Source organism: Sinorhizobium sojae CCBAU 05684, from assembly GCF_002288525.1.
GTDB classification, from domain to species: domain Bacteria; phylum Pseudomonadota; class Alphaproteobacteria; order Rhizobiales; family Rhizobiaceae; genus Sinorhizobium; species Sinorhizobium sojae.
In genome coordinates this window covers 477002-496118 of the sequence record NZ_CP023068.1, presented here as the reverse complement: position 1 = coordinate 496118, position 19117 = coordinate 477002, and the positions used below count along the sequence as shown (strand labels likewise).

The window sequence follows — 19117 nt, the reverse complement described above, 5'->3', positions numbered from 1 at the left end:
GAATGACCGAGAGACTGGTGATCGTTGGCAACGGCATGGCGCCGGGCCGCATGTTGGAAGAGCTCTTCGAAAAGGCGCCCGGGCGCTATGAGGTGACGATCTTCAATGCCGAACCACGCGTCAATTACGACCGCATCATGCTCTCGCCGGTACTGTCCGGCGAAAAGGATTATGAAGAGATCATCATCCATGGCGACGGGTGGTACATCAAGCACGGCATCACCCTCTACAAGGGCCACAAGATCGTCGCGATCGATCGTAAAGCAAAGACGGTCACCTCCGATCACGGCGTTACGGAAAGCTATGACAAGCTGGTGATCGCCACCGGTTCGGTGCCCTTCCTCATTCCGGTACCCGGCAAGGACCTGCAGGGCGTCATCACCTATCGCGATCTCGATGACGTGCAGGCGATGCTGCTCGCGGCGCAGTCGCGCGAAACGGCCGTCGTCATCGGCGGCGGTCTGCTGGGCCTCGAAGCAGCGGCCGGCCTTAAAGCGCGCGGCATGGACGTGACCGTGCTGCACGTGATGCCGACGCTGATGGAACGCCAGCTCGACCCGGCCGCAGGCTATCTCCTGCAGAAGGCGGTCGAAGAGAGGGGCATCAAGGTCCTTACCAAGGCGAACACCAAGCGCATCCTCGGCGAGACCAAGGTCGAAGGCATCGAACTCGAAGACGGCCGTATCATCCCGGCAACGCTGGTCGTCATGGCGGTCGGCATCAGGCCGAATGTGGGCCTTGCCAAGGAGGCGGGGCTTGCCATCAACCGCGGCATCGTCGTCGATGCCGGCATGCAGACCTCCGACGGCGACATCATGGCGCTCGGCGAATGCGCCGAGGTCGACGGAATGGTCTACGGACTCGTGGCGCCGCTCTATGAAATGGCACGCGTCGCCGCTTCGCATCTCGCCGGCGACCGCGGCGCCGCCTTCGTGCATTCCGATACGCCGACCAAGCTGAAGGTGACCGGCATCAATCTCTACTCGGTCGGTGACTTCGCCGATGGCGACGGACGCGAGGAGATCGTGCTTCGCGATGCCACTGCCGGCATCTATAAGCGGCTGGTCTTGAAGGACAATCGCATTATCGGCACGGTGCTCTACGGAGAGACCGGCGATGGCGCCTGGTTCAACGACCTGTTGAAACGCGGCACGGACATCTCCGAAATGCGCGATACCTTGATCTTCGGCCAGGCCTATCAGGGGGGTGCACCCCTGGACCCTACGGCGGCCGTTGCAGCCTTGCCGGATGATGCGGAAATCTGCGGCTGCAACGGCGTCTGCAAGGGCAAGATCGTCTCGACGATCACCGACAAGGGCCTTACCTCGCTCGACGAGGTGCGCGCCCACACCAAGGCCTCCGCCTCCTGCGGCTCCTGTACGGGGCTGGTCGAACAACTGATGTCGCTCACGCTCGGTGACAACTATAATCCGGCCGCGGTGCAGCCGATCTGCGGCTGCACCGACCTCGGCCATGACGATGTGCGCCGCCTGATCAAGGCAAAGGGACTCAAGACCATTCCCGCTGTGATGCAGGAGCTCGAGTGGAAGACCTCCTGCGGCTGCGCCAAATGTCGCCCGGCACTCAACTATTATCTCGTCTGCGATTGGCCGGACGAATATGCCGACGACTACCAGTCGCGTTTTGTCAACGAGCGCGTCCACGCCAATATCCAGAAGGACGGTACCTATTCGGTAGTGCCGCGTATGTGGGGCGGGGTCACGAGCTCGAAGGAGCTGCGTGCCATCGCCGATGTCGTCGACAAGTTCAACGTGCCGATGGTCAAGGTGACCGGTGGCCAGCGCATCGACCTGCTCGGAATCGAAAAGGAGGACTTGCTTGCCGTCTGGGCCGACCTCGGCCAGGCCGGCTTCGTCTCGGGTCAGGCTTACGCGAAAGGCTTGAGGACGGTGAAGACCTGCGTCGGCTCCGAATGGTGCCGCTTCGGCACCCAGGATTCGACCGGGCTTGGCATCCGCATCGAGAAGTTCATGTGGGGCTCCTGGACACCGGCAAAGGTCAAGATGGCCGTCTCCGGCTGCCCGCGCAACTGCGCGGAAGCAACCTGCAAGGACGTCGGCGTCGTCTGCGTCGATTCCGGCTACGAAATCCATTTCGCCGGGGCCGCCGGCCTCGACATCAAGGGCACGGAGGTGCTTGGTCTCGTCAGGAGCGAGGACGAGGCGCTCGAGCACATCGTCGCGCTGACGCAGATGTATCGCGAGCAGGCCCGCTATCTCGAACGAATCTACAAATGGGCAAAACGCGTCGGCATCGATGAGATCCGGCGGCAGATCATGGACGACGCGGAAAAGCGCAAGGCCTATTTCGACCGTTTCGTCTTCAGCCAGAGGTTTGCCCAGGTCGACCCCTGGTCGGAGCGCGTCTCCGGCAAGGACAAGCACGAATTCAAGCCCATGGCCGTCATCCAGAAGGAAGCCGCGGAATGAACGCTCACAATCTTGCAACCGAGGCCGCATGGGTTCTCGTCGGTTCCATCGATGATATCCCCCGCCAGGGTTCGCGTCGCGTCCACATGGACGAAACGAGAATCGCGGTTTTCAGGACCGTCGATGACCGGATCTTCGCCTTGGAAGACAAATGCCCGCACAAGAACGGGCCGCTCAGCGCGGGGATCGTACATGACGGCTGCGTCACGTGCCCGCTCCACAACTGGGTGATTTCGCTCGAAACCGGGCAAGCCCAAGGCGCGGACGATGGAAGGACACGAACCTTCCCGGTCCGGATCGAGGGTCGGGACATCTATCTCGACCTGACAGGCAAATCCGCGGCTCGCTGAGCCGTATCAAACGCAAAAGGGGAACCGCGATGTCCTACGTAGCTCCACAGGAATTCGCCGCGAAGATGATCGAAGCGGGCGAGTCCAAAGTCTTCATGTCCACAAAGGACACTCTGATCCGCGCCTACATGGCCGGGGCCATCCTCGCGCTCGCGGCAGCGTTCGCGGTCACGGTCACAGTCAATACGGGAAATCCGCTGATCGGCGCCCTGCTCTTTCCGGTCGGCTTCTGTCTGCTTTACCTCATGGGCTTCGACCTTCTGACCGGCGTCTTCACGCTGGCGCCCCTGGCGCTCATCGCCAAGCGCCCGGGCGTGACGATCGGCGGAATTTTACGGAACTGGGGCCTCGTCTTCGTCGGCAATTTTGCCGGCGCGCTGACGACCGCCGTCTTCATGGCGATCATCTTCACCATGGGCTTTTCGGAAGAACCCAATGCGGTGGGGCAGAAGATAGGCACGATCGGTGAATCGCGCACGCTTGGCTACGCGGCCGCCGGGGCCGCTGGCATGCTGACGCTCTTTATCCGGGCAGTCATGTGCAACTGGATGGTTTCGACCGGCGTCGTCGCGGCCATGATGTCGAACTCGGTCTCCGGCAAGGTCATTGCCATGTGGATGCCGATCCTGATCTTCTTCTATCTCGGCTTCGAGCACTCGATCGTCAACATGTACCTCTTCCCATCGGGCATCATGCTCGGCGGTCAGTTTACATGGATGGACTACTTCCTCTGGAACGAGATCCCCACGGTGGTCGGAAACCTCGTCGGCGGCCTCACCTTCGTCGGCGGCATGATCTACGCGACCCATTACAAGACCTCGCCCAGCCGCAAGGAGGGCGAAAAGTCAGCGGCGCGACTGGTTGCCGCGGAATGATCTGAACCCATTCCAGCCGGTCCCGCCCGAGACGGCGGGGCCACTTCTCATCGAGAACGATCGAATGCTCAAGTCTCTCGACCCGGTCAAACTCACGGCCACGATCGGCCAATATTCGTCAGCGGGTCGCAAGGCGACAAATCAGGATTTCCATGGCGCGATCGTTCCGGACGGCGCCGCCCTCATAATGAAGGGCATCGCCATCGCCATCGCCGACGGCATCTCTTCGAGCCCGGTCAGCCATATCGCCGCGGAGACTGCGGTCAAGAGCTTCCTGACCGACTATTACTGCACCTCCGATGCCTGGACCGTGAAAACGGCTGCGAGCCGAGTTATCGAGGCAACCAATTCCTGGCTGAACGCTCAGAACCGGGGCATCGAGGATCGCGACCACGCGCATGTGACGACGTTTTCGGCCCTCGTGCTGAAGGGCCAAAGGGCCTATCTATTCCACATCGGCGACAGCCGCGTCTGGCGTCTCTCCGGGCGCAATCTCGAGCCGCTCACGACCGACCATCGCCTGGCATCGTCGCAAAGCGAGAGCTATCTGGGTCGGGCGCTGGGCCTGCGCCCGTCGGTCGAAATCGATTATCGGCGGCTGGAGGTTCAGCCGGGCGACGTCTTCGTGCTGACGACCGACGGTGTCCACAACAGCGTTTCGCCGCGCAAGATCGCGGCATCCGTCGCCTCCGCTAGCGACCTCTCTTCGGCAGCAGCCGAAATCGCCGCGTCTGCCTACGAAGCGGGAAGCGGCGACAACCTGACGATCCAGATCGTCCGCATCGAGAGCCTGCCCGAGGACGATCTCGAACCCGTCTTCGATGGTGCGGATTCGCTACCCCCGGCGCCCCTGCCCCGTGTACCCTGCGATTTCGAAGGCTACCGGCTCCACCGACAGATCCATGCAAGCAATCGCAGCCATATCTTTCTGGCCTCCGTACCGGGAACGGGGGAACATGTGGCGCTTAAATTTACATCCGCCGACCTGCGGGAAGACGACAGCTATCTTCGACGCTTCGCGATGGAGGAGTGGGTCGCGCGCCGCATTTCGAGCGCGCACGTGTTGAAGAGCGGCCAGCCACTGTTGCCGCGCCATTCCCTCTATCTCGTCACCGAGTACGTAGACGGCGAGACCCTTGCCCAATGGATGGCCGATCACCCCCGAGCGGATCTGCGCGCCGTACGCGACTTGATCGGTCAAATTGCTGACGGACTTCGCGCCCTCCATCGCAAGGAGATCATCCATCAGGACTTGAGGCCCGAGAATCTCATGATCGACCGGAACGGCACCGTGAAGATCATCGACTTCGGCTCGGCACTGGTCGCCGGCGTCCACGAGGCCGCGCCAGATTTCGACCGCGGACACATCCTTGGCACCGTGCAATACGCGGCGCCGGAATATTTCCTCGGAGAACGGGGAACCGAGCAGTCGGACCTCTTCTCGGTCGGCGTCATCGCCTATCAGATGCTGACCGGAAAGCTCCCGTACGGCGCGGCCGTCGCGCGGACGAGAAGCAGGAAACAGCAGCAGAGGCTGCGCTTCGACAGCCTGCGCGAAATTCGGCCGGACGTGCCGGATTGGGTGGAAGGCGCGATCCGCAAGGCGGTTCATCCCGATCCCGTCAAGCGTTATCAGGCATTGACCGAATTCGTTTATGACCTGTCGCATCCGAACCTAAAGCTCGTCGGCGCTGGTCGGCAACCGCTGATGGACCGTAACCCTCTGCTGGTTTGGCAAGGCCTAACGATCTTCCTGGCGTTGGTGATCTTCGGCATGCTCCTCAAAGACTACATCTGAAAGCGGCATTTGCTCATTTTTTGAGCATAACATGCAAACTATTAAATCTTGTGCAATCGCGTGTCTTCTGCCAATATAGGGCATAAACAAGTCAGGCGGTGATCGCCGCTTTGACCCCTCTCCATGCGGCGGATCTGCAACGGCGCGGAACCGCCGCCAGCCTTAAATCCAGGCGCCAGCATCGACGCTGTGTAACTCATCCATTCCCTCAGGGGACCTGGCTGATTGCATGGCGTTTTTTGTTTGGGCCGGTTTTTCGTTTGGGCTCAAGGCGATTTTCCAAAGCAGTGCACACCACCGCGAGCCCGGTGTCTAAAGAGGAAATGGTAAGAGCGAATGCCAGAACCGGTCCAGGAGAAGAGCACGAAGACCACCTGTCCCTATTGCGGTGTCGGCTGCGGCGTGATCGCCCGCGTCAGCAATGACGGCACGGTCAGCGTCAAGGGCGACCCTGAGCATCCGGCCAATTTCGGACGGCTCTGTTCCAAGGGATCGGCGCTCGCCGAGACCCTCGATCTCGAAGGCCGCCTCCTCTATCCGGAAATCGGCGGCCGACGGGCCGGCTGGGAGGAAGCCCTTGACCTCGTCGCCGCGCGCTTTTCGCAAAGCATCGCAGAACATGGTCCGGACTCGGTTGCCTTCTACGTGTCGGGGCAATTGCTGACGGAAGATTACTACATTGCCAACAAGCTGATGAAGGGCTTCATCGGCTCGGGCAATATCGACACGAATTCGCGGCTCTGCATGTCCTCCTCGGTCGCGGGGCATCGTCGCGCTTTTGGGTCTGACACGGTGCCGGGGACTTATCAGGACCTGGAGCTTGCCGACCTCGTCGTACTGACGGGCTCCAATCTCGCCTGGTGCCATCCAGTCCTTTACCAGCGCCTTGCCGCGGCAAAGGCGAGCCGGCCGGAAATGAAGGTCGTGGTCATCGACCCGCGGCGGACGATGACCTCCGATATTGCCGACATGCATCTGGCGATCGCACCTGACGGGGACACGGCACTCTTCAACGGCCTCTTGACCCATCTGGTGACAAGCGGCGCGATCGATCAGAACTACATCTCCGCGCACACGCATGGCTTCGCGGAAGCCTTTGCGGCCGCTTCGGCGCTCGAACTTCCGGCACTCACCAAGGCGACCGGCCTGACAGAGGCGGAACTCCGCGATTTCTACCGTCTGTTCGAAACGACGGAAAAAGTCGTGACCTGCTACAGCCAGGGCGTGAACCAGTCGTCCGCCGGCACCGACAAGGTCAACGCCATCCTCAACTGCCACCTCGCGACCGGCCGCATCGGCCGGACCGGCATGGGTCCTTTCTCGCTCACGGGTCAACCAAACGCCATGGGCGGGCGCGAAGTGGGCGGGCTGGCCAACATGCTCGCCGCCCACATGGACCTTGAAAAGCCGCGTGACCGTGATCTGGTGCAGCGATTCTGGAATGCGCCAGGGCTGGCAACCAAGCCCGGCCTCAAGGCGGTCGACATGTTCAGGGCCGTCGCCCAAGGGCGCATCAAGGCGCTTTGGATCATGGCGACGAACCCGGTCGTATCCATGCCCGACGCCGACGCGGTCGAGACGGCGATCAAGGCCTGCCCCTTCGTCGTCGTTTCCGACATATTGCGCGAGACCGATACCGCCCGCCATGCCCATGTCCTATTGCCCTCGCTCGGTTGGGGCGAGAAGGACGGCACAGTCACCAATTCCGAGCGACGGATCTCGCGGCAGCGGGCTTTTCTCAAAGCTCCGCAAGAGGCACGCGCCGACTGGTGGCAACTGGCCGAGGTCGGGCGACGGATGGGCTTCGGCCAGGCTCTCGGCCATACTTCCCCGGCCGAGGTCTTCGCCGAACATGCGGCTCTCTCCGGCTTCGAGAACGACGGCCGCCGCGATTTCGACATCAGCGCTCATGCGGCAATCGACCACGATAGCTACGACGCTCTCTCGCCCTTCCAATGGCCGCAACCGAGAGGCACGGCGCCGCAGGAAAAGCGCTTCTTCGCCGAGGGCGGCTTCTATCACCCGGACGGTCGCGCCTCGTTCATACCGGTCGAAGCGCCGAAGGCGAATACCGGAAGCGACGGCTTCCCCTTCACGCTCAATACCGGCCGTGTGCGCGACCACTGGCACACCATGACCCGCACCGGCAAGAGCGCCCGGCTATCCAGCCATCTCGCCGAACCCTTCGTCGAAATTCATCCGCGCGACGCGCGGGCGATCGGCGCTGCGCACGCCGATCTCGTCGCGATCGAAAGCCCTTGCGGCATCGTGGTCGTGCGCGCCCTCGTCACAGAACGTCAGGCGGAGGGAAATCTCTTTGTGCCGATGCACTGGAACGACCAGTTCGCCGCAAAGGCCCGCATCGACGCGCTCGTTGCCCCGGTCACCGATCCTTTCTCCGGTCAGCCCGCCTCCAAGAACGTGGCGGTTCGCGCGATGCGTTTCGCGGCCGCGACCTACGGCTTCGCCGTCTCCGCCCGCAAACCCGAGGGGCTCGATGCCCCCTATTGGGCGATCGCCAAGGCCGAAGGCGGCTGGCGCATGGAACTCGCCTTCGCCGGGGATGACGCCGATTGGATCGGCTGGAGCCGACGGGTCTTTTCCATTCCCCACGAGATTGAACCGATCGGTTACACCGATCGTACGTCCGGCGAATTGAGACTCGCCTTCTTCGATGGCGACAAACTGCTCGCCGCCCTCTTCCTTTCGCCCCAGCCGGTCGCCGTCGCGCGCAATTGGGCGGTAACTCAGCTCGGCGTCTCGCACGCCAATCTCGGAAAGCGCTTCGCGGTAGCGGCGGGACGGCCAGGCGCCGACAAACCGGATCCGGGCGCGACAGTCTGTTCGTGCTTCAGCGTCGGCGCCAACCAGATCACCGCCGCCATCCGCGACGGCTGCCACAGCGTCGAGGCCATCGGCGAGAAGCTCAGCGCCGGCACCAATTGCGGCTCCTGCCGCGCCGAAATCAGGGGGATCATCAATGCCTGCCTTGCAGCCGCTGCCGAATGACGCCTCGAAGCCGCGACGGGTGGCAGAACTCGCGACGCTGCCGCTTTTCTGGTCGCTGACGCAGAAGAAAGTCGTCGTCGCCGGCGGCAGCGACGCGGCGGCCTGGAAGGCGGAGCTCATCGCGGCCTCGGGCGCAGAAGTCCATCTTTACGCGCCTCGCGCTGGACTGGGCGAAGCCCTCCTTGACCTCCTCGACCGCGGGGCAGCCCATGCTGGCGGCCGCTTCATCCATCATGACGAGGCCTGGCATGAGGACATCTTTGCCGATGCAGCCCTGGCGATCGCCGATTGCGAAGAGGATTATGAAGCGGAGGCCTTTTTCAATGCGGCACGAGCGGCCGGCGTCCCGGTGAACGTCATCGACAAGCCCGCCTTCTGCCAGTTTCAGTTCGGATCGATCGTCAACCGTTCCCCGGTCGTGGTGGCGATCTCGACCGGCGGAGCGGCACCGATCCTCGCTCAGGCGATCCGCCGGCGGATAGAGACGCTGCTACCGCCGGCGATCAAACGCTGGGCAATGATCGCTCAGGCGATCCGCGAACGGGTCAATGCGCAGTTGCAGCCGGGTGCCGCGCGCCGCTCCTTCTGGGAGCGCTTCGTCGATCGGGCTTTCGTGGACACACCGGAGGAGGGTGTGGAGACGCGGCTGGTGGCGGAGATGGGGCGTCTGGCGATGCCCCGCCCCGCCATCGGCCGCGTCACCATCGTCGGTGCCGGCCCAGGCGATGCGGAGCTGCTGACGCTCAAGGCCGTGCGCGCACTGCAAGCAGCCGATGTCATTCTCTATGACGAGCGGATTTCCAACGACGTCCTGGAACTCGCCCGCCGTGAGGCCAAGCGTATCCTCGTCAGCCAGCCGAACCCTTCCGCAAGCGGCAGGCCGATGGCTGAAGATGGAGCGCGAATAGCGGCGCTCGCCAAAGCGGGCAAGCGCGTCGTCCGACTTCAACCCGGAAATCCGATGGCGACAAGCGTGAGCCTCGAGGAAGCGGATTGGCTTGAACGGCTCGGCATTGCCGTGGAGCTTGTCGCAGGCGTGGATGCGGATAGCGGTGACGCCGCTGGCGCGGCAATGGCAGTTCGGGCGACCGATGCCACGCCAGGCCGTGCGCATATCGCCAGTCACTGATGCGAGTCCCTGCGCAATTGTGCGGAAACTCGGAGAGGCTCAAGGGGAGCTCCCGGAGCACAGCTCCTCGAGCCGATCGAGGAACGGCCGCTGCGCGGGGTTTATCTTCGCGCGCGCGTCCGCCAGCGTAAACCAGCCGGCGCGGTCGACCTCCGGAAAGGATTGCGTCCGGCCGCTGCGGGGCGGCCACTCCATGTCGAAGCTGTTGCTTCGGAGGCGGTCAATGTCGAAATCGCTCTCGCTCGCATAGGCCACGACCGACTTGCCACCCTTCTGGCGCTCTTCGCCAAGAGGCGTGAGCGGGCCGGTAACCGCGATACCGGTCTCCTCGAGGAATTCGCGCCGTGCCGCGGCGTCCGGCTGCTCGTCGGCATTGTATTCGCCCTTCGGGATCGACCAGGCGCCAAAATCCCGGTTGCTCCAGAAAGGTCCGCCAGGGTGAACGAGCAGGACGCGAATCCTGTCGGCGTCGTATTTGTAAAGCAGAATGCCGGCGCTCCTCTTCGGCATTTGCGATCCTCGTTTGCCGCAGAAAATGCGCAGTGTCGCAGTGATCGGCACAGCTGTGAAGGCATGTGCAGCGCCCGGTTTTCAAAAAGCCGCACCCTTGTCAAAACCATGCGCTATAGTCGGAAGTTCGGGGTGCGGCTCATCCGTGCTCTCCGAGAAAGGCTCGGCGATGCGAGCGATGGTGCTTGAGGAAATCGGCAAGCCGTTGGTAGCGGTCGAACGCCCGCTTCCCGACCCGCTTGCCGGACAGATAAGGCTCAGGGTCGAGGCCTGTGCCGTGTGCCGGACCGATCTGCATGTGGTCGATGGAGACCTGCCGCAGCCGAAGCTGCCGCTCATTCCCGGCCACGAGATCGTCGGCGTGGTCGAGGCGGTCGGCTCGGGCGTGGGTCCTGAACGGATCGGCCGCCGTGTCGGCGTGCCATGGCTCGGCCACACCTGCGGCACCTGCTTCTATTGCCGCTCAGCGGCGGAAAACCTGTGCGACGCGCCGCTTTTTACCGGTTACACCCGGGATGGCGGCTTCGCGACCGACGTCATCGCGGACGCCGACTATGCCTTCGAGCTCGATCCCACTGGCGACCCCGTGGCGCTCGCACCTCTATTGTGCGCCGGTCTCATCGGCTGGCGTTCGCTGAAGCGGGCAAGCGATTGCCGGCGCATCGGCCTGTACGGCTTCGGTGCGGCCGCGCACATCATCGCGCAAATCTGTACCTGGCAGAAGAGAGAAGTTTATGCCTTCACGCGACCAAGCGACACGGAGGCGCAGCGCTTTGCGCGCGAACTCGGCGCGGCCTGGGCCGGCAAGTCGGACGAATCTCCGCCGGAGCTCCTTGACGCGGCAATCATCTTCGCGCCCGTTGGATCACTTGTACCGACGGCGCTCCGGGCGGTGCGCAAGGGAGGACGGGTCGTCTGCGGCGGCATCCATATGAGCGACATTCCTGCCATGCCCTATGCGCTCATCTGGGGCGAGCGCGAGCTTCTCTCCGTTGCCAATCTGACGCGGCAGGACGCACGCGAATTTCTCGCGATCGCCGCGCGCGCCAGGGTGCACACCCGCACGACGGTCTACCCCCTCGAAGAGGCGAATGCCGCTCTCGATGATCTTCGCCACGGCAGGCTGAGCGGCGCCGCCGTGCTGGTGCCCTGAGATCGCCTTTGCTGGCGCGAACCGAGCACGGCTTTGTTGACAGGGATCAATGATCGCTATCGCCGGCAATCTACGATCATGGCCATGTGACTTGGATCAACCCGCGAAAGGAGATTCCTCATGATGACGTACAAGACCATTCTCAGCGTGATCGGCGTCGACAATTTCGAGGATGATTTGCAGGCGGCGGCGGACATCTGCACGGCGACTGGAGCGCATCTGACGGCACTGGTGGTCAAACTGGCCGCACCGCCCCCGCTTGGCGACTATGCCGCCACGATGTCGATCGCGTGGTTCGAGGAACGGGAGCGGGATCTCTCCGACCTCCGTAGGGGCGTGGAGCGCGCCAAGACCGTGCTGTCAACAACCGGAGTTTCCTTTCAGGTCGACAGCATCTATTCTGAATTTGCCTGGGCGGAAAATGAAATAGGCGAGCGCGCCCGCTATGCCGATCTGACGCTGATCGGTTCGGGACTCGCCGCCGATCCCGAGCTACGGGCTCGCACCGTCAACGGCGCCCTCTTCAGCTCGGCCCGTCCCGTGCTGCTGGTGCCGAAAGGCCGACGCGCGACTATGATCCCGAAAACGGTGCTGCTCGCCTGGAATTCCCACATCGAGGCAGCGCGCGCCGTAGGGCAGGCGGTGGGCTTGATGAGCGCCGCCGATCTCGTTCATGTCACCATGGTCGATCCGGAGGATTCGCCCACAAAGAGCGGCGAGGAGCCGGGTGCCGACATAGCCGCCTACCTCGCCCGTCACGGCGTCAAGGTCACCGTTGACCGTCTGCCGAGCTCCGGCCATCGCGTCGAGGAAGTCATCAACCGGCATGCGCATTCGATTGGCGCCGACCTCATCGTCATGGGCGCCTACGGCCACTCGCGCATGCGCGAGCGGATTTTCGGCGGCGTCACGAGATCGATGATCGATACGGCAGCGGCGCCGGTGTTGATGGTCCATTGACGGGCAAAGCGGGCGGCGGCGTCGGCCGGATGCGGCGGGTGGCGAGCTTATCGCCTCAACCCTTAAGAGCACCGCGAGCGCGCATCACCGCGCTTTACAGCGCCGTGCGTCCCTCAGGACGCACGGCGCTGTAAGTCTTTGCATCTACTATGACGTCTCAGGCAACACGTGCGGCGAAGATGTCCTTCTTCACCACCGCATGGACCCCCCAGTTTCCATCAACGACCTGGGTAATGCCGAAGTCCACTCCGATCGACATCAGGGAAATCGCCTCGTCCTCTGTTAGACCTTTGGTCGTCATGAGGAAATGGCGCATTTTCCGGAACGCATCGCGCAACGCTCTGTCGACAGACGACTTGGAATAGATGTCGCTCTGTGCGCTCGATCCCAGTTCATCGAGGTAGTTGGCGTAGGAAAACCCGTGCACGAGCCAGTCGGTTTGCGTCTCGAGCATGGGGTAGTTGAGCTCCTCGAGCGGTGTGCCGGCAAGGTCCGCCTTCTTGTGCAAGATGAGCTGGAACGTACCAGTGAGCGAACATTCGATCGCCGTTCCGCACAATTCGCTGTCACCTTGGCTGGCATGGGGATCACCGACCGAGAGCAGCGCGCCGTCGACGGCGACCGGATAATACATCGTGGCGCCTTTGCCGATGCGCCAGTTATCGATGTTGCCGCCAGTGTAACTCGGCGGGATGGTGTCCACGACGTCCGCTTCCTTCGGCGCCAGTCCGATCGTGCCGAAATGTGGGCGAATAGGCAATCTCACTCCCTTCAGCACATCGTAGTTTCGTTGGGTCAGGCTGTGGTCGACGGGAACACCGGGATAGTCGATCGTGTCATGCCTGACGCCGAATGGATCGGTCTGCGGCACCCATTGGAAATTGTACACCGCTTCGGCCCAGCTTTTGCCGCCGGCGATGTCGACCTCGTAGATGGTGACGACCTCGCGCTTGATGCCGCCAAGGAGGTCGTTGTAGTGGAAACCCCAATTGGCCGCCGCGTTGACACCGTATGACTTACCTCGGAATTTGGGATTGCCGGACGGACGCGGCACACAATCGAGAATCCGCACCTCTAATATGTCGCCTGGCTCCGCGTTGCGGACATAAACGGGACCGGTCATGATGTGCACGCCTTGCCCCTCACCAGAGCCTTTCTTGTACATTGCCGGGTCGGTAGGGCCGGCACCGCGGCGGTCGACGCCCTTCTTCTCTTTCGTCCAGAGATAGACGCTCTCCGCACCCTCGTCGCCCTCGACCATGCGCTCCAGATCATCGCTCGCATGGTGGGTGAGCGACTCGATCGTGACGATGTCGCCGGAACTAACCTCGAGGCGAGGCTTCAGCGATTTGCTGAAGTAGCCCCAATGCACGGTCTCGGCATTGGCCGGCAAATAGTGATAGGCGCTTTGGGCAGGCAGCTTCGATGTCGTGGCCTGCGCCAGTTTGGGTGTGACCAGCGAGATACCACCGGCGCCCAGCGTGGCCAGACCGCTGGCCGCGAACAGGCCACTCTTCAGAAAGCCGCGGCGCTCGGCATTTAGATCTTGCTTCAACTTCTTGTAGTGAAGTTCGAAATGCGGACAGCTGACATCATCGCCTTTGCACATGAACAGTCCCCTTGTTTTTGTTGGAAGGAATGTGCGCCATGTTATGCACCGCAGGCGCCACCGGCAATCGAGCCAAACGGCCCCGAAAATTATCGCACCGCGCTGTCCGCCTAAAAAATGCGAGTAAATTCAAAAACATATGTGCACTTTCGTACCCTTGACCAAGCTTGAGCTCCGCCTGTTGACCGGGTAAAGTCAAAAGATTGTTCGCATGCGCACAAATACTATGGCCGGCGTCCCGATATAGTCGATCTGCGGCCGACGGGCGCCCGAGGGACGTCACGTGTCGCGGAACAACAAGGACCCTTTTCATATGTTTGCGGCTCCGCGATCGATCGACCATCTGCCCCTCGATCAACGTCATAAGGCGTGGCTCGACTGGCTTGAGGAGCTTTCCCTTTCCGCGTCTGTCGACGATCAGCCGATCCCGAGAGGCACAATGCGCCTACGTGCAGCGAACGCCACCACGCGCCTCGCCGACATCTCCGGCACACCGCAGCACATCGTGCCGATACGCCGCAGCCACGGGATCCTCTTCGCTCTTGTCGTTGCTGGGCGCGGGCGCCTTGTCGCCCCGCAACAGGCGTTTGATCTCGCGGACGGCGACATGATGGTGCTGGGCACTGCAGACGACTGGTCGTTGACCTTTCGCAGCGACTTCCGCGTGTTCCTGCTTCAGGCGGCCGTCGGTCCGCTGGAGGCCCGGCTGGGCCGCAGCGGCATCCGCTTGCCGAAAGTGCTTGGCAGCACCGTTGTCGCTGCGGTCGCAAAGTCCGGATTGCGAACGCTGGGCTCAAATCTCGAGACGTCCGGTGCAGCCGATCTGACCGCGGCCGAGGTGGCCTTGACGGAGCTCGTGGCAAGTGCCCTGCTCGGCGAGGTATGCGAGCCCGCTGGCAGCATGACCGGGGTGCAGGCGGCGCATTTCAGGCGCGTCGCGGCGGCGATCGACGCCCGGCTGTCGGACCCGGATCTCACCTTGGCAGGCATCGCGAGACTAGAAGGGCTTTCCGTCCGTTACACACAGAAACTGTTCGAGCGGCGCGGCGAAAGCTTCTCCGATTATGTGCGCCAGCAACGCCTCGAACGTTGCCGCATTGACCTGGCGGATCCCAACCATGCACGTGAAAGTGTCGCCGCGATCGGCCAGCGCTGGGGCTTTCGCGATCAATCGCATTTCAGCCGCGCTTTCGGCGCGATGTTTGGAACGAGTCCAAGGCGGGTTAGGCGCGCTAGGGCGCAGACGGAGGAAACTTATCCACTGCGCGGCAAACCGGATGGCCGCAAGACGGCGGCGGCGCGGGCCGCCCCGGTGCTGCAGGCCCCCGTGGATCGGCCGCCAACCGTAAGAGCGCGCGAACGCACGGACCATTGGCACTTGCCAGCAACCGCAGAAACCGTGCATTGGGGCTTTTTCAGCCGCTCGCTGCCGCCGGTGCTGCGCGTCGATCCGGGCGACACAGTCACCGTCGAGACACTCACTCAGCACGCTGGCGACGACTGGCAGCGGATGGTGGCGGGTGATAGCGGGGCCGAAAGCGTATTCGATTGGTCACCCGAACATAAGCGCGTCGACCGCCGCGGTGCCGGTCCGGCCAACGCTTCCATCTTCGGACGCGGTGCCGGCGAGGGATTCGGCGTTCACATTATGACCGGCCCTATCTATGTGCGCGGCGCCGAGCCGGGCGACGTGCTGGAGGTCGAGTTCGTGGATATCCGGCCCAGGCCGAGCGCTGCCTTCCCCGGCAAGGCCTTTGCATCGAACGTATCGGCATGGTGGGGGTTCCAGTATCACGACCTTCTGGACCAGGACGCGAAACGCGAAACGGTGACTATCTTCGAGATCGACATGCAGTGCCCGGCCGCCGCGCGTCCGCTATACAGCTATGAATGGCAGCCGCAGACCGATCCCTTCGGAGTTGTCCATGCGACGATCGACTATCCAGGCGTACCCGTCGACCACAGCAAGGTTTCGCATCGCGACTTGAGTGGAAGCGGCGTGCGCATACCGGCGCGCATGCATTTCGGGTGCATCGCGGTGGCTCCACGCGAGGCCGACCTGGTTGATTCCATTCCGCCGGGCTATTTTGGCGGCAATGTCGATAATTGGAGGATCGGAGCCGGTGCGAAGCTTTATTTGCCCGTTGCGGTTCAGGGCGCGCTGCTCTCGCTCGGCGATGGACATTTCGCGCAGGCGGACGGCGAGATCAACGGCACGGGGCTTGAGTGTTCGCTGACGGGCGACATCATTATAAAGCTGCATAAGGCGGACGACGCGTGCCCGACTTTCCTGCGCGGTCTTAACTCGCCACTCATAGAAACCCAGCACAGCTGGGTGATACAGAGCTTCAGCCACCCCAACTATCTCAAGGACCTGGGCAGCAACGCGCAGTCGGACGTCTACAAGAAATCCACAATCGATTTGGCGCTGCGCAACGCCTTCCGCCAGACGCGCCGATTCATCATGCAATCATACGATCTCACGGAGGACGAGGTGCTGAGCATCATGTCTCTCGCCGCCGACTTCGGCATCACGCAAGTCGCCGACGGAAATTTCGGCGTGCATGCCACGATCAGCAAAGCCGTGTTCGAGGAGCGAGACCACAGCCAGCGTACCGCTCGCCCCTGACCACTCCGCTTCTCGAGCAGTGCATGTTGCCCCAAGACCGCTGCACGGCGACATGTATTAGCCTTCCGCCACCGCAGCCCGTCCGGTTACGTCGTCGATGACGATGCAATAGAAGAGATGCGGCGACGCGGCGAGGATCTCCTGTGGCGCCGGTTTCAGCCCTCCCGGCTCCCACCAATTCGGATGCGCCTCGAGAGCCGACCAGGCGCGCAGGTGCTCCTGATGCCACTGCCCCCTCTCCGGAAGCTCCTGGTATCGTCCATGGACGACGACGCTTTTCCACTGGTGCCTGTCCAGAAATTCGTCGACCTGCACGCAGGCATGCGGATTACCGCGCATCCACTCGATCTTTTGTCCAGGCATCGAAAAGCTGTAGAGACATTGGCCGACATGGGCATAGTAGACGGGAACGACATACGGCCTGTTGTCTTTGACGCAGCCCAGCCTCCCCAAGCGGTGCGACGAAACGAGGGCGAGGCATTCCTGCTCGGACATTTCCCTGACGAACATGGTTCTATCCCTTCAACCTGCAGCCTGAATGTTTTATATCTTAGGCCTGTCGAACCGCATTGAGTTAGCTCAAGGACTGAACTTCATGCGTCCCGGGGCGGCCTGCGCCGGCGATTGATGCGGATCAAAGAGCGCATGCATGGCCGCCTGATAATGTCTTGCAGGACGAGAGACATGGCATTCGGACAATGGAGCCCTAGACTCGACGTGCTGAGTGTCGTTCGTAAATCCGATTTGCCGAACAGGGCGACAAGAAGCTGCGAATAGAGGAGTTGCCTTCATGCCCAAGAAGACCACGGACAAGTTCGCCTCGACGTTTTGGCCCCAGGTTCCGGCACCGGTCGATGGCCGCATGTTTCTGCTGTCGATCGGACATTTCCAGACGGCGGCCATACAAGCGATGCTGCGCTACCAGATCGAAGTGCTGACCTTCATGAAAAATCGAAGCGAACACGACAGGCGGTTCCTGGAGGAACTGCTCGCGTCGGATTACGCGCGCGACGGTTTCGACCTCTATTGCAGTTTCTGGCGGGACGCACTCCAGGATTATTCCGACGAGGCCGAGCGCCTGACGCGGCTCGGATCGCAGATGGCAGCGCAAGCGGCCAGGCAGGTACGCAACGATCAGGAAGATCTGACCGAGGAGGTCGCGACGCGGTTGGTTATGTAGCGGAAAGCCGGATCCGGAACCGCCCTACAGCGCCGCGCGCTTCTATAGACGTGCGGCGCGCGGCACTTTGAGTAATCTCGCGGCTGCTCTCATCCGATTGTCCAGCGGAGGGCCCAGCCGACGCCGATCGCTAAAGCCGAGGCCACGGCCAACCGAAGCCAATAGGCGGCCGCACCAGAGGAAACTGCGGCGACGAATACCCGCCCTGCGGCATTGGCGGCAATGGCCGCGAGCACTGCATCGCCGATGATCTTCGACGGCAGGGATTGGCTGCTTGTCCGCAATGCGCTGAGGACGGCGACGTCCACGTCGAAGGCTGCGGACAGCGCCGAGACGGCGATCAGACTCTCGTGGCCGATATGCACCACCAGAGCCGCTCCCAGGGTCGCGGTCAACGCGAAAAGCGTTGCGAAAATGAGCAGCGGCATGAGGTCGAAGGGATTTCGTGCGCTCACCGCCCGTCCACTCGGCGTTAACCCACGCCCCATCAATACGGCACCAACGAGCGCGAAGACAGCGGCGCCGGCAAACACTGCGGGCGCCACCCGTGGAAGGACCGCCGGGGAAATGACGGCAACGATCACCTGCGTCCGCACAAGCGATACAACGGCAGCCAGGCACGCCGCGCCTGCCAAAGGTCTTGCACTCTCGCCGCTCCGGACCTTCTGCCCTAAGCTCGCGGTGACTGCGGTCGACGAAACAAGTGCGCCGGCAAGTCCGCTGACGAGCAGCCCCCGCGTCGCGCCGAACAGGCGCACGGCGATATAGCCCATGAAAGAAATCGCGGCGCTGAGGACGGTAAAGGACCAGATCTCCCAGGGATTGAAGCCGCCCCACGGATCGATGGCGCGATCCGGCATCAGAGGCAGGCCGATCGCAGTCATGACCGAAAGCACGAGCGCCGAACGAAGCTCGATCCATGACAGACGCTTCAGAAGCTTGTGAAGCACCTCGCGGCTTCCAAGCACAGCCGCAACGGCAGCACCGCCGGCCGCCGCCGCGCGGTGGTCGCCGGCAACCGCCAATCCGCCGAGCGCGAATACACAAAGCGCGGCGACGACGCCGGTAACGCTGAAATCCCCGTCGTGGCGGGCCTCGCGCAGTTTGAACCATGCGAAGCAGAGGGCAAAGCCGATAAACCCGGCGGCAAAAATGAAGCCGCCGCCTTGCTCTCGCGCCAGAGCGCCGAAGACGCCGCCAAGAAGCCCGGAAATGCCATAGGTCCTGATCCCCGCCGTGCGGCTGCCCCCCGGGGCATCGCGCTCGCGCCATCCGCGTTCGAGGCCGACCAGGAGTCCAATGGCGAGAGCAAGGCCAATCCTCGGAATTAGCGGATCCATCAATATGCCCGAAGCTTCTTCAGCACAACGCAACGACGAGACCAATGCCCGTTGCAGACGACACATTCTGGCTCTTCCGCAGACTACCCGCAGTGACCGAAGTCAAAGCGCCGTCGGCACCGGGG

General features: G+C 62.6%; 14 protein-coding genes. 10 read left to right on the top strand and 4 right to left on the bottom strand.

Features of this window, described 5'->3' with window-relative positions; all coding sequences use genetic code 11:
* Positions 1-2: 2 nt before the first annotated feature.
* From nirB to SJ05684_RS19945, 6 genes are all read left to right on the top strand, one after another.
* Positions 3-2450 carry a nitrite reductase large subunit NirB gene (gene nirB, locus SJ05684_RS19970; RefSeq protein WP_034854377.1) on the top strand — a complete coding sequence of 816 codons (2448 nt, stop codon included), beginning with the start codon at positions 3-5 and terminating at the stop codon, positions 2448-2450.
* Positions 2447-2800, top strand: a complete 354-nt coding sequence (gene nirD / locus SJ05684_RS19965; RefSeq protein ID WP_034854378.1) for a nitrite reductase small subunit NirD — start codon at positions 2447-2449, stop codon at positions 2798-2800. The genes nirB and nirD overlap by 4 nt, the downstream gene beginning before the upstream one ends.
* A gap of 29 nt (positions 2801-2829) precedes the next feature.
* Complete coding sequence (locus tag SJ05684_RS19960) at positions 2830-3675, top strand: formate/nitrite transporter family protein (protein ID WP_034854379.1); 846 nt, start codon at positions 2830-2832, stop codon at positions 3673-3675.
* 64 nt (positions 3676-3739) lie between these two features.
* Positions 3740-5473 carry a bifunctional protein-serine/threonine kinase/phosphatase gene (locus SJ05684_RS19955; protein WP_050979987.1) on the top strand — a complete coding sequence of 578 codons (1734 nt, stop codon included), beginning with the start codon at positions 3740-3742 and terminating at the stop codon, positions 5471-5473.
* A 336-nt stretch (positions 5474-5809) separates the two neighbouring features.
* Entirely contained in the window at positions 5810-8482 is a 2673-nt protein-coding gene (locus tag SJ05684_RS19950) for a nitrate reductase (protein WP_034854380.1), read from the top strand.
* Positions 8454-9611, top strand: coding sequence for a siroheme synthase family protein (locus SJ05684_RS19945; RefSeq protein ID WP_083846116.1), 1158 nt, complete (start codon positions 8454-8456; stop codon positions 9609-9611). Before SJ05684_RS19950 ends, SJ05684_RS19945 begins: the two co-directional genes overlap by 29 nt.
* 39 nt (positions 9612-9650) lie before the next feature.
* Here SJ05684_RS19945 and SJ05684_RS19940 read toward each other — a convergent pair whose 3' ends face one another.
* Positions 9651-10121, bottom strand: coding sequence for an NUDIX hydrolase (locus tag SJ05684_RS19940; RefSeq protein WP_034854381.1), 471 nt, complete (start codon positions 10119-10121; stop codon positions 9651-9653).
* Between the two features lie 169 nt (positions 10122-10290).
* Here SJ05684_RS19940 and SJ05684_RS19935 point away from each other — a divergent pair, with 169 nt between their 5' ends.
* Entirely contained in the window at positions 10291-11274 is a 984-nt protein-coding gene (locus SJ05684_RS19935; protein ID WP_034854382.1) for a zinc-dependent alcohol dehydrogenase family protein, read from the top strand.
* 123 nt (positions 11275-11397) lie between these two features.
* Complete coding sequence (locus SJ05684_RS19930; protein WP_034854390.1) at positions 11398-12234, top strand: universal stress protein; 837 nt, start codon at positions 11398-11400, stop codon at positions 12232-12234.
* Positions 12235-12391: 157 nt separating this feature from the next.
* Here the strand turns inward: SJ05684_RS19930 and SJ05684_RS19925 are convergent, their stop codons facing one another.
* On the bottom strand, positions 12392-13843 hold the full coding sequence (locus tag SJ05684_RS19925; protein ID WP_034854383.1) for an acetamidase/formamidase family protein: 1452 nt from the start codon (positions 13841-13843) through the stop codon (positions 12392-12394).
* A 439-nt stretch (positions 13844-14282) separates the two neighbouring features.
* Here SJ05684_RS19925 and SJ05684_RS19920 point away from each other — a divergent pair, with 439 nt between their 5' ends.
* Positions 14283-16472, top strand: coding sequence for an acetamidase/formamidase family protein (locus SJ05684_RS19920; RefSeq protein ID WP_244426629.1), 2190 nt, complete (start codon positions 14283-14285; stop codon positions 16470-16472).
* A gap of 57 nt (positions 16473-16529) precedes the next feature.
* Here the strand turns inward: SJ05684_RS19920 and SJ05684_RS19915 are convergent, their stop codons facing one another.
* Positions 16530-16982: a pyridoxamine 5'-phosphate oxidase family protein gene (locus SJ05684_RS19915; protein WP_034854384.1), complete on the bottom strand. Its 453-nt coding sequence runs from the start codon at positions 16980-16982 to the stop codon at positions 16530-16532.
* Between the two features lie 280 nt (positions 16983-17262).
* Here SJ05684_RS19915 and SJ05684_RS19910 point away from each other — a divergent pair, with 280 nt between their 5' ends.
* Positions 17263-17652 carry a hypothetical protein gene (locus SJ05684_RS19910; RefSeq protein ID WP_034854385.1) on the top strand — a complete coding sequence of 130 codons (390 nt, stop codon included), beginning with the start codon at positions 17263-17265 and terminating at the stop codon, positions 17650-17652.
* Positions 17653-17741: 89 nt separating this feature from the next.
* Here the strand turns inward: SJ05684_RS19910 and SJ05684_RS19905 are convergent, their stop codons facing one another.
* Positions 17742-18992, bottom strand: a complete 1251-nt coding sequence (locus SJ05684_RS19905; protein ID WP_095694327.1) for an MgtC/SapB family protein — start codon at positions 18990-18992, stop codon at positions 17742-17744.
* Between the last annotated feature and the right edge of the window lie 125 nt (positions 18993-19117).